A 17,103-nucleotide genomic window follows, 5' to 3' on the forward strand; every position below is an offset into this window, starting at 1 on the left:
ACGCGATGATGGCGATGTGGAGACGGCCCGCCGGTGCGGTGGGAATTGCCGTGCTGGTTCTGGGCGCGCTGATGGTTGCGTTCATGGCGCAATTGCAGGCGAGCGGCCGGGCCGAGGTCGACAGCGCGCGGATGGCGGCGCAGGCGACCGACGGCACGGACTGGCTGCATGACGGGCGTACCTACAGCGCCCAGCGCTACAGTCCGCTCGACCAGATCAATGCGCAGAATGTAAGCCAGCTCGGCATCGCCTGGTATGACGATCTCGATACCTTCCGGGGTGTCGAGGCCACGCCACTTTATGCTGATGGCGTGCTTTACAACACGCTCCCGTGGAACATCACGATTGCCTATGATGCCCGCACCGGCAAGCGCCTGTGGAGCTATGATCCGCAGGTGCAGCGCGAGTTCGGGCGCTATGCCTGCTGCGAGCCGGTGGCGCGGGGCTTGGCGCTGTGGAAGGGCAAGGTCATCATCGCGACGCTGGACGGGCGGGTGATTGCGCTCAATGCGGCGGACGGCAAGCCGGTCTGGTCGGTGCAGAGCACGCCGAAGGACATGCCCTATACAATCACCGGCTCACCGCGCGTTTTCGACGGCAAGGTGGTCGTCGGCAATAGCGGCGGCGATATGGGCATTCGCGGCTTCGTCGCGGCCTATGATGCCGATACCGGCAAGGAAGCCTGGAAATTCTACCTGACCCCGGGCGATCCGGCCAAGGGACCGGATGGCGCCGCGTCCGACAATGTCATGGAGATGATCCGCAAGACATGGTCCGGCGACTATTGGAAGCTGGGCGGCGGCGCCAATGCGTGGGACAGCATCGGCTATGATCCGGCGCTCAAGCTCGTCTATATCGGCACGGGCAACGGGTCGCCGCTCTCCTGGCATTATCGCAGCAACGGCAAGGGCGATAATCTGTTTATCTGCTCCATCGTCGCGGTGAATGTCGAGACCGGCAAATATGCCTGGCACTACCAGATGGTGCCCGAGGAGGACTGGGACTACACCTGCACGCAATCCATCGTCACTGCGGACCTGAAGATCGGCGGACGGGACCGCAAGGTGCTGATGCAGGCGCCCAAAAATGGCTATTTCTACGTACTGGACCGCGCGACGGGCGCGTTTATCTCGGCCGGTCAGATTGCGCCTGCGAACTGGACGCTCGGCATCGATCCCAAGACCGGCCGCCCGAAGATGAACCCGGATGCGCATTATGGGCAGGATCCGTTTCTGGTGAAGCCGGGGCCGGGCGGCGCGCATAACTGGTTTCCCATGGCCTATAGCCCGCGAACCAAGCTGGCTTACTTCCCGCTCTATGAATCCGGCATGGTGCTGGCGCTCGATCCCGATTTCCAGCCCAAGCCGTTCCGCTCCAACGCGGGCTGGGGTGGATACACTGGCGAAGCGGCGAAGAAGCGTGGCGAGCTGATGAAAGAGGCCGTGGCCATGGACAAGGCCTATCTCCTGGCCTGGGATCCGGTGAAGCAGAAGGAGGCCTGGAAAATCCCGTTGCCGCGCCACGGCAATGGCGGCGTGATGGTTACGGGCAGCGATCTTGTTTTCGAGGGCACGACACGCCAGACCTTCGCGGCCTTCGATGCCCGCAACGGCAAGCTGCTCTGGGAAATGCCGGTGCAGAGCGCGCCGGTCGCCGGGCCGATCACCTATACGCTGGATGGCGTGCAATATGTCGCCGTCAACGCTGGTTGGGGCGGGGGCGCCGCCATGGTCGAGCGCGGGCAGGGCATCGAGATGCCACGTGCGCCGGCCCGGCTGATCGTGTTCAAGCTAGGCGGCACGGCGCAGTTGCCGGCCCTTCAGCCGGCCGCGAAAGCGCCGGAGCCGCCGCCGCTCCGCGCCAGCGAGGCGCAGGTCGCGCGCGGGGCGCAGCTCTTCGCCGAGACCTGCGCGGTGTGCCACGGCCAGCAGGCCATCGGCGGCGTCAAGGATCTGCGGATGATGACGCGCGAGACGCACGCCAAGTTCAACGACATCGTTCTCAAGGGTCTTTATGCCGACAAGGGCATGGCGAGCTTTGCGGACCTCATCTCGGCCGAGGATGCCGAGGCGATCCATGGCTATCTCATCGCGCGGGCCAATGAGGATTGGGGCGGCGTGTCGGACGGGAAGGGGCCGCACTAAGCGCCCCGACATACCTCAGCCATAAACAGCAACGCCGGGGTTTTGCCCCGGCGTTTGCGTTTGTGCCGCTATCGGAGAAGAGCTCAGCTCTCCTCTTGGGCCCCATCATCCTGCGAGCCGATGATGGTCGCGGCCACTAAGATGCCGGCGACGGTCAGCACCGGATTGCGGACCGCAAAGCGCAGACCGTAGTTGATGAGGCGCGGCGTCACCGCTGCGACCACCATCTTGGCGAGCGTGCGGTTATCCTCATGCTTGATCGATTTGACGATCGGTTGCGCCAAGCGCACGCTGGTCTTGCCAAGCGCGCGGCCGGTCTTGACCGCCTTGTCGGCAATCACCTGCGTCGTGCTTTTCTCATGCTCCACCACCACGGGCAGCTGACGCGGGTTCACGGCCTTGGTCCTCGCGCGGCGCGGGGTTGCCGATTTCGGCTTATCGGTTTTCGCTTGTCTCGTCATGATCTCGTCCCACGCCTGTTGTCTCTCATGGTCTAACGTCGGCGCGGGGTGCCCGTTCCCGTGCCCTTACCAGTCTTCCTGAGCACGGGTGATGAGATAGCCGTGGATGTCTTCGGCCTGCGCCTTGGTCAGCACCCCGCTGAAATTGGGCATGCCCTTGTGGAGCAGGGTTCCGTTCAGCACAATGTCGAGAAAGCCGTCATGCGCGTCCTTGCTCATCCGCCGCAGATCCTTGATGCCGCCGACGGCATTGTCGCCATGGCAGCGGTTGCAGGTCTCGCCATAGAGAGCCGCACCACGCGCGGCGACCTCGGCAGGGATGCGCTGGCGGGGCAGATAAGCCGTCTCGTCCTGCGTTTTCATCGGCGGCAGTGTCACGCCCTTGGCGTCCAGCTTGAACACCAGCAGCTTGGCGGTGGCGAAGCGGAAGGGGCCATCCTTGGCAAGATTATAGACCGGCGAGCCGCCCCAGCCGACATTGAGCGCGATATATTGCTCGCCATCGATCATATAGGTCATCGCGCCCGCGACGCCGGCCTGATCGACGTTCATTTCCCAGAGCTTCCGGCCGTTGTCCGCCCGGTAGATGGCGACGGTCTTGTTGATGGTCGGCTGCACGAGGATGTTACCCGCCGTGGTCAGCACGCCGCCTGAGCCGGGATGCGGATAGGGCACGCGCCAGGCCTCGCTCTGGGTTGCAGGGTTCCAGGCAAGCAGATAGCCTTTCTCGCTCGCCATGATCTCATTCATCAGCTGCTTGCGCAGCTCCGGCTGGTTGGCATGATCGAAGCCGGTGTTGTTGCGCCCGCGCACATATTGATACGCACCGTCCGGCTGGTTGGCGTAGATCGACCCCTGCTCCTGCGCCGAGAGATAGACCAGCCCGGTCTTGGGGCTGTAGCTCATCGGGTGCCAGGTGTGCGCGGCCATCCAGCTCGGGCTCATGATGTGCGGCGTGGTCGTGTTATGCGCGTTGGGCAGCACCACCGGGCGCCCCGTCTTCATGTCGACATGGCTGGCCCATGTGTTGACCGAGACATAGCTCTTGGCCGAGATCAGCGCGCCGGTCGCGCGGTCCAGCACGTAGAAGAAGCCGTTCTTCGGCGCCTGCATGGCGACCTTGCGCAGCTTGCCGTCGATCTTGAGGTCGGCGAGCACGATGGGCTGGGTGCAGGTATAATCCCAGTCCTCCTCGGGCACCATCTGGTAGTGCCATTTGTACGCGCCCGTGGTCGCATCCACCGCCACCATGGAGCAGAGGAACAGATTGTCGCCCTTGCTGTCGCTGCGATGATGCCAGCTTTGCGGGCTGCCATTGCCGGTGCCGATGTAGACGAGGTTCAGTTCGGGATCGTAGGCGAAGCTGTCCCACGCATTGCCGCCGCCGCCGGTCTCCCAGAATTTGCCATGCCAGGTCGGCGCGGCGATCTTCATCGCGCTGTCGGAGGCTTCGCCGTCCGGCCCGTTGGCGGGGTTGCCGGGGACAATGTAGAATTTCCACAGTCGCTTGCCGGTCTCGGCATCATAGGCAACCACGAAGCCGCGCGAGCCATAGTCCGCGCCGCCATTGCCGATGATGATCTTGCCGTCATAGACGCGCGGCGCGCCGGTGATCGAATATTGCTCCTTGCGATCGAAGGTCTGCGCGGACCAGAGCTCGGCCCCGGTCTTGCGATCGATGGCAATCAGCCGCCCATCGAGCGCGCCGATAATGATTTTGTTGCCCCAGGCCGCAAGGCCGCGCGAGGAGGGGCCGCAGCAGGCGAGGCCGGCCCATTCCTTGCCGACCTTGGGGTCATACACCCACAATTTCTCGCCGGTCTTGGCATTATAGGCCGTGACGACGTTGAAGATATTCTCATTGTAGAGCACGCCGTCGATCACCAGCGGCGTGGCCTGCACACCGCGATAGGTGTCGAGATCGTCGAACCAGGCGAGGCCGAGGCGATGGGCGTTGCTGTCATTGATCTGGTCGAGCGGGCTGTAGCGCTGTTCGTCCCAGGTCCGGCTGTAGGATGCCCATTGGCCGGGCTGATCGTCGGCCTTCACCATGTGCGTGTGGCCGATGCCGGCTTCCGTCGCCACCGAAGTGGTGGAGGTCGTCATCTGGCAAGCGCTGGCGCCCAGCAGCGCCGTTGCGGCCAGAATAGCAAGCCCGTGCGTCTTCATATCCTCTCCCGACGTTCGGCCGCCTGCGCGCGATGAGCAAGGCGGTGCCACGCCTTCAGGCTATGCCGCACCCGATGCGTGAATCCAACGCCGCTGGCTTGACCCGCGCGTCACACTTGTTGACCCATGTGGCTACCGGGTGGGGATTGAGATCAGAGTGCTGATCAGGCGACGCGGCGGGTGATTGTCTCGACAGCCTCATATTGGGAAATTTCGCCGCCCTGTTTGCTGGTGTAGAGCGCCTTGTCGGCAAGGGCGAGCAGGTCTTCGAGCGCTTCGTCCCGGCCGCGCGACACCACGAAGCCGTGGCCGGTCGAGATCTTGAGGGTCAGCGCGCCGATGCTGAACGGCTGGGTGATCGCCTCCCGGATGCGGGCGGCGAGCTGGGCGGCGTCGTCGGCGTTCACGATGTCATACTGGATGACCGCAAATTCGTCTCCGCCGAGCCGCGCGACGATATCGCTGTCCCTTATCGTCCGGGCGATGCGCTTGCCGGCAGCGGCGAGCAGGGCATCGCCCACCGGATGACCATGGCGATCGTTGACCGGCTTGAAGTCGTTGAGGTCGAGATAATGGACCGCGACCAGCTTGTTCTCCGCCCCGGAGGCGACCACCTGCTCCCACCACTCGCGCAGCGCGATGCGGTTGGGGAGGGCGGTCAGCGCATCCTTGCGGGCGAGGTGCGAGAAGGCGATGCGCAGCGCAATGTCGTCGGCCGAGCGGTTCTGCTTGCCGCGCAGGCTCTGGATGCCGCTGAGCAGGATCGCCGCCATCACGGCGCCGCTGAGCTTATAGAGAAAGTCGGGTTGCAGCAGCATCGCGGCGATGACTGGCCCGAGCGCCAAGATCATGCTCGGCACGGCGATCCACATCCGCGATCCCATGCCGACAGCGACGCCGGCGCAATAGCTGAGCGAAAGGGCCGCAGCCACCATATGGGTGTCCGCGGAGGGGAGCTGGAGCAGGCGAAAGCCGAACAGGCCAAGCACAAGGGAAAAGCAGAGATAGGGAATCGCAAAGAGCCGCTCGAGATATCTCGCCTGTTCGATCGTCACCCCTTCGGCATGGATGACCGGTGCGATCAGATGCGCGGACACGAGGCGGGCAACGGACGCAACCGCGCCCAGGATCAGCAGGACGAGCAGGATGCTGTCCCCGGTGCGGTTCAGGATGACCAGCCCCGCAGACAAAAAGCTGATCGTCATGACCAGCGCCGGCGCGAAGGCATGAAAGAGGCCACGAATCAGGTCAATTTCAACCGCTTCGGGGTGATGACGCAGGGGGCTGCCTCGGCCTTTGATGTTACCCACCGTCACATCTCACATCTTATTTCGGTCAATCACGGAGGGCTCGTCTCATCAAGCCGCGCCGCTCGCCGTGAGCACTTCATCTAGAGGGTGAAATGTCTCCAAATCTTTAAAGTTGTTATTATTTCCGGCGACCCGTTGTGCCGCGCCTCATCGGCACAGAGCACTGTAGCAGTGCTTAACGCCCGGTCCATTCCGGCCGGCGCTTTTCCACAAAGGCTGCCATGCCCTCCGCCTTGTCTTCGGTGGATGCGAGAAGCTGGAAGATGCGCCGCTCGCTGACCAGACCCTGGGTGAGTGTGGTTTCGAACGCGAGGTTGACCAGCTCCTTGTTGGCCATGACGGCCAACGGCGGCATGGCGGCGACCGCCTCGGCCGCCTTCAGCGCTTCGTCGAGCAGATCGTCGGCCGGCACGATGCGCGCGACGAGGCCAGCCCGCTCGGCTTCCTCTGCATCCATGCGGCGACCGGTGAGGCACAGGTCCATCGCCTTGGCCTTGCCGACCGCGCGGGTCAGGCGCTGGGACCCGCCCATGCCGGGCGCGACGCCCAAAGTGATTTCCGGCTGGCCGAACTTCGCCGTGTCCGCTGCTATGATGAAGTCCGCCATCATCGCCAGTTCGCACCCGCCGCCGAGCGCGAAGCCGGCGACCGCCGCGATCCACGGCTTGCGCGTCGCCGCGATGCGGCTGGTCCACTGCGCGAACATCTCGGCGCGGTACATGTCCGCTCCGGTCTTGTCGGCCATCTCCTTGATGTCCGCGCCGGCGGCGAAGGCTTTCTCGCTGCCGGTGAGGACGAGGCAGCGCTGCGCGTCGTCCGCATCGTAGCCCTCGAACACCGCGATCAGATCGGCCAGCACCTGGCTGTTGAGGGCGTTGAGCGCCTGGGGGCGATTGAGCGTGACCAGCGTGACGGCGCCGCGCTGCTCGACCAGCACTGTCTCATAGCTCATGCGCAATCGCTCCCTTAACGCCTCCGAGTCAGAGGATATATTTGCTCAGGTCCGTGTTCTTGGCGATACCTGAAAGCTGGCGTTCCACATAGCCGGCATCGATGGTGATCGTCTCGCCCGCGCGGGTGTCCGCCTCGAAGCTCACATCCTCCAGCAATTTCTCCATCACCGTCTGGAGCCGGCGCGCCCCGATATTCTCGACCTGCTCGTTCACGTCGGCGGCGATCTTCGCGATCGCGCGGATACCGTCCGGCGCGAGCTGGATGGTGACGCCCTCGGTCGCCAGAAGCGCGGCATATTGCTCGGGCAGCGAGGCCTTGGTGTCGGAAAGGATCGCGACGAAATCCTCCTCAGTGAGGCCCTTCAATTCCACGCGGATCGGCAGGCGGCCCTGCAGTTCCGGCAGCAAGTCGCTCGGCTTGGCGACATGGAAGGCGCCCGAGGCGATGAACAGGATATGGTCGGTCTTGAGCGGGCCATATTTGGTGGCGACCGTCGTGCCCTCGATCAGCGGCAGCAGATCGCGCTGCACGCCCTCGCGGCTCACCGATCCGCCGCGCACATCGCTCACCGCGATCTTGTCGATCTCATCGAGGAAGACGATGCCGTTCTGCTCGGCCGAGGCAATGGCGACGCGGGCGACATCATCCTGATCGAGCCGCTTGTCCTGCTCCTCCTCGACCAGCTTGTCCCATGCATCGGCCACGCGCATCTTGCGGCGCTTCTTCTGCTGCTGGCCGAGCGCCTTGGACATCATGTCCGACAGGTTGATCATGCCGATATTGCCGCCCATGCCGGGGATTTCCATCGGCGCGCTCGGGGCATCGGTCACCTCGACCTCCACCTCGACATCGTTCATCTGATTGCTTTCGATCCGCTGGCGGAAGGAGAGGCGGGTCGCCTCACTGGCTTCCTTCCCGGTGAGCGCATCGAGCAGTCGGCCCATGGCGGCCTCGCTGGCCGCGCCGCGCACGGCCTCGCGCCGGCGCTCGCGTTCGAGGCGCACGGCTTCCTCGACCAGGTCGCGCACGATCTGCTCCACGTCGCGGCCGACATAGCCGACCTCGGTGAACTTGGTCGCTTCCACCTTGATGAACGGCGCATCGGCCAGCTTGGCCAGACGGCGGCTGATCTCGGTCTTCCCGCAGCCCGTGGGGCCAATCATAAGGATGTTCTTGGGTGTCACTTCATCGCGCAGCTCGGCGGGCAGCTTCTGCCGCCGCCAGCGGTTGCGCAGAGCGACCGCGACAGCGCGCTTGGCCTCGGCCTGGCCGATGATGTGCGCATCCAGCGCGGTGACGATGGCTTTGGGGGTGAGATTGTCGTTCATAAGGGTGCTTTGAAATCCGTTCGTGTCGCGCGAAGTCGAGACACGTTGAGGCCGGTCTGTCCGTCTCTCGACTTCGCTCGAGACGAACGGGGTGAGGCGGGATGATGTGTCAGGTGGCGCTGTCCAGCGTCTCGACGGTCAGGCTGTCATTGGTGTAGACGCAGATTTCCGCGGCGATCTTCATGGCCTTGCGGGCCAGCGTCTCGGCGTCCTTCTCATAATCCTGCAGCGCGCGCGCGGCGGAGAGCGCGTAATTGCCGCCCGATCCGATCGCTGCGATGCCTTCCAGCGGCTCCAGCACATCGCCATTGCCGGTGAGGATCAGCGTCGTGTCCTTGTCCGCCACGATCATCATGGCTTCCAGATTGCGCAGATATTTGTCCGTCCGCCAGTCCTTCGCCAGTTCCACGGCGGCGCGCATCAGCTGCCCGTTGTGGCGCTCCAGCTTGCTCTCCAGCCGCTCGAAGAGCGTGAAGGCATCGGCGGTGGCGCCGGCAAAGCCGCCGATCACGCTGCCATCATGCAGGCGGCGGACCTTGCGGGCATTGGGTTTCATGACCGTCTGCCCCATCGAGACCTGGCCATCGCCGATGACGACGACCTTTCCTGAAGCGCGGACGGAGAGGATGGTGGTGCCGTGCCAGACCGGCATGGCGCTGTGCTGGGTGTCTGCCATGCGCCGCGATATGGGTGAGGGGAACCAGCCATGCAAGCGGCAGCAGGTCGGTCGAGCGCGCGCAGCGTGCGATGATCACCGGGCGGCCACCAGAATCGGGGATGACAGGGTTTGGGCGGCCCATTATCTGGCCGCCATGACACCTGCCGATCCCAACGCTCCGCTCCGTCCGCTGCCGCTGCTGATCTTCGGGTCGCGCTGGCTGCAGCTCCCGCTGTATCTGGGCCTCATCGTCGCGCAGTGCGTCTATGTGTTCCTGTTTATCAAGGAGCTGATCCACCTCGTCCTCCACGCCTACGAGTTTACCGAGCAGCAGATCATGCTGATGGTGCTCGGGCTGATCGATGTGGTGATGATCTCCAACCTGCTGATCATGGTCATCGTTGGCGGCTATGAGACCTTCGTGTCCCGGCTCGGCCTGCAGGGCCATCGCGACCAGCCGGAGTGGCTCAGCCATGTGAATGCCGGCGTGCTCAAGGTGAAACTGGCGATGGCGATCATCGGCATTTCCTCCATCCACCTGCTGCGCACCTTCATTGAGGCCGGCGCCATGGGCACGCCCGCGGCTCGCGTGACGAGCGAGGGGGTGATGTGGCAGGCGATCATCCACGGCCTCTTCATCATATCCGCCATCGGCATCGCCTATGTCGACCGGATGACGCAGACCAAGCACTGAGCCGAAGCGCGGCATCGCGCTGGTGGTCCCGATTAATCGCACGGAAGGCCGATACAGCGGCTTGACATGCCGCCCCTCAATCGCCAAAGCGCTCGCCTCCGCGATTGGATCGCCGGGCGCGTAGCTCAGTGGTAGAGCACACCCTTCACACGGGTGGGGTCGCAAGTTCAATCCTTGCCGCGCCCACCATTAAATGCCCTGATTTCAAGGGCTTTTAATGCATCATTCCCTCCGAATAGTATAGCCGCATTTGCGGAACATAGTAAAAACAAAGCCCGTTTTGAGCATGCCGCTCGTACAAATCCCGTACACGGATTTTTTCAGAAACAGCGACCCGCGCGCACGATGTTCGGAGCGGCGGCATGACCGCGCGCGCGATCGGGGGCGTCCTAGCGGGAAGGGTCAACGGCGAGCGTGCCCGGACATTTCAGAAGGTCTGGCGCGATAGCCGTCACCCTGGCGACTATGAATCGCGGCGCTGGGCGCGAGAGAACACGTTTCCGAGTTCGGAAAACAATGCCCGCATGACGCAGCTCGAACATCTGATGCTCTCGACCAAGCTGCCAGGGCGCAGGCGCGGGATTGTTGGAGATGTCGAGCTGGCGGTCTACCGGTTCCTCCTCCGCCGGCGCTGCCGGAAAACCGGTCGGCTGGATTATGCGATCAATTATATTTCGCAGGCAGTGCGGCGTTCGCGCTCTGCCGTGGTCACAGCATTGAAGAACTTGAAGGCCCACGGCTTCCTCGACTGGCAGCGCCGTACCGAACCGGTCGACGATTATCAGCCCGGCGGGCAATATGTTCGCCAGATCAGCAACGCCTATTTCCTGACGCTGCCCGGCAAGGTCGCCAACATCATCCGCCGCATTCTCCGTCGCCCGCCGGCCGGCCAGGCCGAGGCGGTCCAGGCCCGCAAGATCCGCGAGGCGTGGGAAGCATTGCCGCCCGAGGATCAGCTTGCCCAGGTCACCGATCCGTATCTCCGAAAAACGCTCGAACGCATGTCGCGCCTTTTTTCAAATAGGGCGAGTCCACCCGGCGGCATGATTGAGGCCGTTTCCGAATAAAGAGAGAAGGACTCGCTGCGCGAGGCGCACAATATCGGAGCCACGACCCCCGATCAGCCCATGGAGGCACCCTCACTCTGCGGACGCACCGTAGGGGGCGGACCGGCTTGCGCCGGTCCTGGGGGTATCCAGGGGGATACCGCGCAAAGGCCGTGCCATAATCAGCCGTCCGAAGTGGGGGCTGGGTGCGTCAAAATGCGTCGCCGGCGATCCGCCGCGCAGCGGTCTCAAATGCGGAGGACCGCCGATGAGACAAATGATTCCTGTTGCGTCATTTCCGGGACAAGAAGCGTGCAGGCGAGGGGGGGAGCTAAGCGCGGCGCGCGCGGGTCAGGTGGCAAGGATTTCAGGCGCCGGCCGCGCTCGGGCTGACGTGGCCGCCCAGCTGGCGCCCAACGCGTCGAGGCGCCGCCGGCTTGGCCGGGGCGCCTCGGGCTGGTCGTGTCGCTGTGGGGGCGTCAGGAGGGCATTCAGCCCGTGATGATCAACTCGCGCACGGCCTTGGCTTTGGCCTGGCCGCCGACGCTGTAGCTTGTGGCCGCCTCGTCGATCGTGAAGCGGGCGAACAGCTCGCGGATCTCGGGATGATCGTTGATGCTCATGATGAAGCGGCCTTTGATGCCGCCCAGCACGTCCGCCATCTCGGCGAACTCAGCGCGGCCGAACATGCCGGCGCCATAGTCGCCCTCGTTGCCGTGGTAGGGCGGGTCCAGGTAGAACAGCGTCGCGGGCCGATCCCAGCGCTCGATGAGCTGGCGCCAAGGCAGGCGCTCGATCGTCACCGCCGCCAGCCTTTCATGCACGGCCTCGATCATCGGCACGATCTTTGTCACGTCGAACCGCGCGCCCAAGCCGGGCGACGTGCCGAAGTTACGGCCATCGACCTTCCCGCCGAACGCCAGGCGCTGAAGGTAGAGGAACCGCGCCGACCGCTCCAGATCGGTCAGCGTGCGCGGATCCTGCGCCGCCAGCTTCTCAAAATTCGCGCGGGAGCTGATCTGAAAGCGGATCATGTCGACGAACGGCACGAAGTGCCGCTGCACCACGCGGAAAAAGGTCGACACATCCTCGCTCCAGTCATTGATGACCTCGCACGGTGGCCGCCGGTCACGGCGCAGAAACACGCCGCCCATGCCAACGAACGGCTCAACATAGCTGTCATGATCGACCTCGTTGATGCGGCCGATCAGACGCTTGGCCAGCTTGCGCTTGCCCCCGATCCATGCTGCCAGCGGACGCGCGGGCTGCACAGGTTCCATTTTCATCGCACTCGACTCCTTAACCTTCATTCCACATACGGCCCGCCGCCGTGCATGGCAGGCGGGACGAGTCGGGGGCGCATGCACCCCCACGGCTTGAGGCAAGTGAGTTTGCCTGGACGGGGCGTTACCGCGCCCCGTTCCCCGCCGTTAAGCGGGAGAACTGGCGGGCATCGCATTGCCCATGGGCCGGTAAGGCTCGAAGGCGATGGCCTCCTCACCGACCCGGTCGTTGACTTCGAGGAAGCGCATCTGCAGCGGCTCGATCTCGTTGGCGAAGAAGATGTCGTTGGCCTTGCCGACATCACCGAAGCCGCCATTATTCTGCGGCACCACGCCGAGGATCTGCGGCGGCACGCGATGCGCGGCGAGGATGTCATCGCGGGTGGTGCCCTTGATACCCAGAAACTCATCCTTGGCCGCGACCTCGCTGATCGGGATGATCTGGACGCCGTCCTTCTTCCCGCCCGGCGCGTTGATGAACAGATTCTTGAAGTTGCCGACGCCCTTGGCTTCGCGCAGGGCCTCGCGCACCATGTCGACATCCTTCTGATCCATGCTGGCCTCGCTCAGATAGAAGACGAAGCCGGCGTGGGCGCCGTTGATGTAATAGCGGCGGCGGAACAGCGTGGCGGCCTCGTTGAGGAAGGCCGATTGCATGGCCGAGAGATATTCCGGCAGGCCGTAGACCTCCTGCGCAACATCCGGTTCGGCGAGATGGATCAGCCGGCCCGCCTCATATTCATGGGGCAGACCGAAGCCGCCCCAGGCATGATCTGGCAGGAAGAAGGCGCGCCCGGCCTTGCCGACCCGGGTGCGCACGGCAAGGCTGTGGTCGAGGCGCATCGCGCGGCCGGCGATGTTGGGCACCTCCTCGAGGAAGGCATTGCCCATCACCAGATAGTCGAGGGCGAACTTGCCGAAGGCGGTGCGGCTGAGCAGGCGGGAGGGCTTGAAGTGCTTCACCAGCAGGTTGCGCTTTACGCGGATGGCGCTCTCATGATGGGGCTGCACATGCAGGGCGCGGCCGAGCAGCTTGAACGGCACCGGCGGCTCGAACCATCGGCCCTCGAACCTGCATTCGACATAATTGAGCAGATCGCGGCGATTGAGCACGCTCTCGGCATCGCCGAAGGAAAACATGCGCACGCCGGTGCTCGTCTCGACATCGATATCGGTGCCGCTCATCACATAATCTCCATGCTGGATTTTCCGCCGACACCGCCGTCCATCGGCTCGCAGTAGAGGACGTGCAGAAGTGCCCAGGCGAGATCGCCGTGCCCGGTGGCCTCGCTGCGCCGCGCCACATAGGTCATTTGCTTGCCGCCAGCGGTGAGCTGGGGGTGGATCGACATCAGCGCGGCGGCGAGATCGCGCCAGCCTGCGTCAAACTCGATGCGGCGCTTGCTGAAGACGTTCTTGCCCTTGAGCACCATCATCGTCTTGGTCAGCGCCGAGTAATCGATACGCCTGGCCATCGGGAAGAATTTGACTACCTGCTGATGCACCGCCGCGCCCATGCCGGTCGTGTCGATCGCGATCTCGGTGACGCGATATTTCGAGCACAGTTTCTTGATCTCGCCGGCCTGCGCCTCGAAGTCCTTGCCGCGCCACTGCAACTTTTCGAGCACGCGGAACTTGCCCTTGGGGCCGGTGGGCGGCGCCACCACGACGCATGCGGCGCTATCGCCGTCCTCGCTCTCCTGAGGATCATAGCCGATCCACACTTCGCCCTGGGCGAAGGGCTGGAGCGCATAGGGATCGAAGTCTTTCCAGACATCCCAGCTATCGACCATGCAGGGGCGCAGCATCGAGAGCGGGAAGCTCGACTTGCTGTCGTCGACAAACTCGCACAGGAACAGGTTCGAGAATTCATCGACCGAATATTCCAGCTCCAGCTCGGCGCGGTCGATGAGGTTGAAGCCGCCAGCGATGGCATCGTCCAGATTGACGATGTGGCGCCAGATCTGGTCGGCGCCCGTCGCGCCATGCACCGCCAGCGCGCTGTGGCTAATGTCGATCTTGATCTGATCTTTGCGCTCGCGTCGGCGGTTGAACCGCTCGCCCGTCCACATGGGATAGGCCTCGTGCGCGATCGTGGACGGCGTCGAGAAATAGGTCTTGTGATAGCGCTTTTGCGTCGCGATCGCCGACGCGACCTTGTTGATCTGCTCGAAGCCGAAGATCCAGAAGCATTCGTCGATATATACATCGCCGTGATAGCCCTGGGCCGTGCGGTAATTGGTGCCGAGGAAGTAGAGGGTGACAGGTTCGAGCTGCTTGCCGTCCTCATCCTCGCCGCGATCGATGACCAGCGGATCGCCCTTGAGCATCTTGCCGGTCTGCGCGAACACGAATTCGACGATGTACTGCCTGAAGATATTGGCCTGCGCCCGGCTCGCCGAAATGAAGATCTGATTGTTGCCGGTCTCCAGCGCGCGGATCAGCGCCTCTCGGGCGAAGTAGAAGGTCGCGCCGATCTGGCGGCTTTTGAGCAGGAAGCGCGTGCGGCGGCTGATGTTCTGCCACCATGTTTCCTGATGACCGAATAGCCCGTCGAGGAAGGCGGTCTTGAGCCGGCCGGCCTCGTCGCGCGTGATGAGGTTCTTCGGCGCCTTCTTCTTCGGCTTGGCGTTTCGTGCGGCAACCTTGGGATTGAGATCGCCCTCATGGCCGCCGGGTTCGCCATAGCGGCGGACGCGGGCCGTGCGCTCGATCACGCGGGCCAGCGCGTCGATTTCCTTATAGTCGTTGTTGTTCTTGTCTTCCTTGAAGATCAGGGCATTGAGCCGCATTTCGCAGCTGTCTTCGAGGCGCCGGATGACCGGATCGTCCTCCCAGCGGTCGCGGTCCTTCCACGCCTGCACCGTCGTCCGCTTGAGGCCAAGGACGGCAGCGATTTCCGTCACGCCATAGGCGCGCCAGTACAGGCTGCGCGCGACGCGGCGCACGTCATAAGGGACGGCCTGCCCATCGCTGCCGGTCAACATGCTCATAGCGGCGCGAGAATGGAGCAGGCGCCATCGCGGCGCCCGGTGCGCCACTTGTGAGAACGGTCCTCACAATCGGCACCGGTTGTCTCTCACCCCCCGGAAATGGCCAATGGCGGGACTGATTTTGAACCCGCAGTTCGAGCCGCAGGGAGCCGAGAATGGCCAAGACCAAGTTTTTCCGTGTCGCCGTCGAAGGGCAGACCGTCGATAACCGGGCGATCTCCCGCCAGATGATCCAGGAGATGGCGGACAGCTACAATCCGGCCACCTACGCCGCGCGCATCAACTGCGAGCACCTGCGCGGCTATTCTCCCGATGGCCCGTTCAATGCCTGGGGCACCGTCGACGGCGTGAAGGCCGAGCAGATCGACCTGCAGATTGGCGGCAAGACCGAAAAGCGCCTGGCGCTCTTCGCCTCGTTCGATGTCACGGACGAAGCGCAGCGGTACAATCAGGCGGGCCAGAAACTCTTTTCGAGCGTGGAGATCCAGCCCGACTTCGCCGGCACCGGCAAAGCCTATCTGGTCGGCCTCGCATTCACCGATTCCCCGGCATCGCTGGGCACCGAAGTGCTGAAATTCAGCACCCGCGATGACAAGCGGAAGGACAATCTATGCCAGATCGAGGAATTCGAGATGGCCTATGCAGAGGAATCCCCCGCTGTCGGCGGGCTGGCTGACTTGTTCAGCAACGCCAAGGCGTTCTTCGAGAGCTTCAAGGCCGCGCCGGTGACCACGGAAGTCGTCCCGCCCGTAAATCCTGCGCCTGCCGGCGCTGCCCGCACCGATCTGGACAAGTTCGCCGCATCCCTTGCCGGCATGTTCGAGAAAATGGGCGAGGGAGTCACTCAGGGCTTCACGGCGATCAACGCGCGCGTCGCCAAACTGGCCGAGGATCAGGCCGCCCTGGCAAGCACCATCGAGAAGACCCCCAGCCAATCCTACCGCTCGCGCGAACCCGCCAGCGGCGGCACCGGCGAGTTGCTCGCCGACTTCTGACACCCCTACCGATCCGCGCCTGAAAATTGATCATCGGAGCCAAAAATGCGTAACGAAACCCGCCTCAAATTCGACGCCTATCTTGGCCGGATCGGCGAAATCCATGGCGTGAACGACACCAGCAAGAACTTCTCGGTCGACCCGAGCGTCCAGCAGCGCCTGATCGGCAAGCGCCAGGAATCAATTGGCTTCCTCGGCAAGATCAACATCGTGCCGGTGCCCGAGTTGAAGGGCGAGATCATCGGTCTCTCGGTCGGTAACCCGATCGCCGGGCGCACCGACACGAGCGGCAATGGCGAGCGCACGACGACCGATCCGTCCGGCCTCGACAATCGCGGGTTCGAGTGCTTCCAGACGAACTTCGACACCCATCTGACCTATGCCAAGCTCGACATGTGGGCGAAGTTCGACGACTTCCAGCAGCGCATCGCCAACCAGATCGCCATCGCCATCGGTCTCGACAACATCCGCATCGGTTGGAACGGCGAGAGCGTCGCGGCCACGACGAACAAGGCCAACTTCCCGATGCTGCAGGACGTCAATAAGGGCTGGCTCAAGAAGCTGGACGAGGAGGCGCCGGCGCAGTTCATGAAGCAGGGCGCCGAAGCCAACAAGATCACCTATGGCGATGGCGGCGACTATGCCACGCTCGACGCGCTGGTCTACGACATGGTCAATTCGCTGCTGCCGCCATGGGCGTCCGAGGATCCCGAGCTTGTCGTCATGGTCTCGCGTGACCTGCTGCACGACAAATACTTCCCGATGATCAACGCGGCGATCGACCCGACCGAGCAGCTCGCCCGCGATGTCATCATGTCCACCAAGCGCCTGGGCGGCCTGCCGGCGACGCGCATCCCGTTCATGCCCGCCGGCACGATCGCGATCACCCGCTTCGACAACCTCTCGATCTACGAGCAGGAAGGCAAGCAGCGCCGCCACATCATCGAAAATCCGAGGAAGAACCGCGTCGAGGACTTCCGCTCTTCCAACGACGCCTATGTGATCGAGGATCTCGATTTCATGTGCGCTGCCAAGAACATTCAGGCGGTTGAGGAAGACTGAGAATAA

The 17,103-nt window shown here is 63.6% G+C and carries 15 protein-coding genes and 1 tRNA gene; 7 read left to right on the forward strand and 9 right to left on the reverse strand.

Features of this window, described 5'->3' with window-relative positions; translation table 11 throughout:
- Window positions 1-5 precede the first annotated feature (5 nt).
- Window positions 6-2,144, forward strand: a complete 2,139-nt coding sequence (locus M2331_RS03800) for a PQQ-dependent dehydrogenase, methanol/ethanol family (protein WP_264592281.1) — start codon at window positions 6-8, stop codon at window positions 2,142-2,144.
- Window positions 2,145-2,227: 83 nt separating this feature from the next.
- Here the strand turns inward: M2331_RS03800 and M2331_RS03805 are convergent, their stop codons facing one another.
- From M2331_RS03805 to M2331_RS03815, 3 genes are all read right to left on the reverse strand, one after another.
- Complete coding sequence (locus M2331_RS03805; RefSeq protein WP_181559045.1) at window positions 2,228-2,539, reverse strand: hypothetical protein; 312 nt, start codon at window positions 2,537-2,539, stop codon at window positions 2,228-2,230.
- 132 nt (window positions 2,540-2,671) lie between these two features.
- Window positions 2,672-4,774, reverse strand: coding sequence for a PQQ-dependent dehydrogenase, methanol/ethanol family (locus tag M2331_RS03810; protein ID WP_181559046.1), 2,103 nt, complete (start codon window positions 4,772-4,774; stop codon window positions 2,672-2,674).
- A 164-nt stretch (window positions 4,775-4,938) separates the two neighbouring features.
- Window positions 4,939-5,979 (reverse strand): sensor domain-containing diguanylate cyclase, encoded by a 1,041-nt coding sequence (locus M2331_RS03815; RefSeq protein WP_181559047.1) that lies wholly within the window; start codon window positions 5,977-5,979, stop codon window positions 4,939-4,941.
- 21 nt (window positions 5,980-6,000) lie between these two features.
- Here M2331_RS03815 and M2331_RS03820 point away from each other — a divergent pair, with 21 nt between their 5' ends.
- Entirely contained in the window at window positions 6,001-6,168 is a 168-nt protein-coding gene (locus tag M2331_RS03820; RefSeq protein WP_184117297.1) for a hypothetical protein, read from the forward strand.
- A 91-nt stretch (window positions 6,169-6,259) separates the two neighbouring features.
- Here the strand turns inward: M2331_RS03820 and M2331_RS03825 are convergent, their stop codons facing one another.
- The 3 genes from M2331_RS03825 to hslV form a co-directional block, all read right to left on the reverse strand.
- A complete protein-coding gene (locus M2331_RS03825; protein WP_181559048.1) occupies window positions 6,260-7,036 on the reverse strand; it encodes an enoyl-CoA hydratase-related protein in 777 nt (258 codons plus the stop codon).
- 28 nt (window positions 7,037-7,064) lie between these two features.
- A complete protein-coding gene (gene hslU, locus M2331_RS03830) occupies window positions 7,065-8,366 on the reverse strand; it encodes an ATP-dependent protease ATPase subunit HslU (protein WP_181559049.1) in 1,302 nt (433 codons plus the stop codon).
- A 109-nt stretch (window positions 8,367-8,475) separates the two neighbouring features.
- Entirely contained in the window at window positions 8,476-9,018 is a 543-nt protein-coding gene (gene hslV, locus M2331_RS03835; protein ID WP_181561353.1) for an ATP-dependent protease subunit HslV, read from the reverse strand.
- A gap of 160 nt (window positions 9,019-9,178) precedes the next feature.
- On the opposite strand from hslV, the gene M2331_RS03840 reads away from it, so the two are divergent.
- The 3 genes from M2331_RS03840 (at window position 9,179) to M2331_RS03850 (ending at window position 10,785) form a co-directional block, all read left to right on the forward strand.
- A complete protein-coding gene (locus M2331_RS03840; RefSeq protein ID WP_181559050.1) occupies window positions 9,179-9,718 on the forward strand; it encodes a TIGR00645 family protein in 540 nt (179 codons plus the stop codon).
- A 114-nt stretch (window positions 9,719-9,832) separates the two neighbouring features.
- Window positions 9,833-9,907: transfer RNA gene (locus M2331_RS03845), tRNA-Val, on the forward strand.
- A gap of 173 nt (window positions 9,908-10,080) precedes the next feature.
- Window positions 10,081-10,785 (forward strand): hypothetical protein, encoded by a 705-nt coding sequence (locus M2331_RS03850; RefSeq protein ID WP_181559051.1) that lies wholly within the window; start codon window positions 10,081-10,083, stop codon window positions 10,783-10,785.
- A gap of 470 nt (window positions 10,786-11,255) precedes the next feature.
- Here the strand turns inward: M2331_RS03850 and M2331_RS03855 are convergent, their stop codons facing one another.
- The 3 genes from M2331_RS03855 to M2331_RS03865 all read right to left on the reverse strand — a co-directional run bounded on the left by M2331_RS03855 (window position 11,256) and on the right by M2331_RS03865 (window position 15,040).
- Entirely contained in the window at window positions 11,256-12,050 is a 795-nt protein-coding gene (locus M2331_RS03855) for a DNA adenine methylase (RefSeq protein WP_181559052.1), read from the reverse strand.
- Window positions 12,051-12,194: 144 nt separating this feature from the next.
- On the reverse strand, window positions 12,195-13,232 hold the full coding sequence (locus M2331_RS03860) for a phage portal protein (protein ID WP_264592282.1): 1,038 nt from the start codon (window positions 13,230-13,232) through the stop codon (window positions 12,195-12,197).
- A complete protein-coding gene (locus tag M2331_RS03865; RefSeq protein WP_220128509.1) occupies window positions 13,232-15,040 on the reverse strand; it encodes a terminase large subunit domain-containing protein in 1,809 nt (602 codons plus the stop codon). The genes M2331_RS03860 and M2331_RS03865 overlap by 1 nt, the downstream gene beginning before the upstream one ends.
- Before the next feature lie 155 nt (window positions 15,041-15,195).
- Here M2331_RS03865 and M2331_RS03870 point away from each other — a divergent pair, with 155 nt between their 5' ends.
- Complete coding sequence (locus M2331_RS03870; protein WP_181559054.1) at window positions 15,196-16,035, forward strand: GPO family capsid scaffolding protein; 840 nt, start codon at window positions 15,196-15,198, stop codon at window positions 16,033-16,035.
- Window positions 16,036-16,080: 45 nt separating this feature from the next.
- Window positions 16,081-17,097 carry a phage major capsid protein, P2 family gene (locus M2331_RS03875; protein ID WP_181559055.1) on the forward strand — a complete coding sequence of 339 codons (1,017 nt, stop codon included), beginning with the start codon at window positions 16,081-16,083 and terminating at the stop codon, window positions 17,095-17,097.
- Window positions 17,098-17,103: the final 6 nt, after the last annotated feature.

This window comes from Sphingobium sp. B10D7B (assembly GCF_025961955.1).
Taxonomy (GTDB): Bacteria; Pseudomonadota; Alphaproteobacteria; order Sphingomonadales; family Sphingomonadaceae; genus Sphingobium.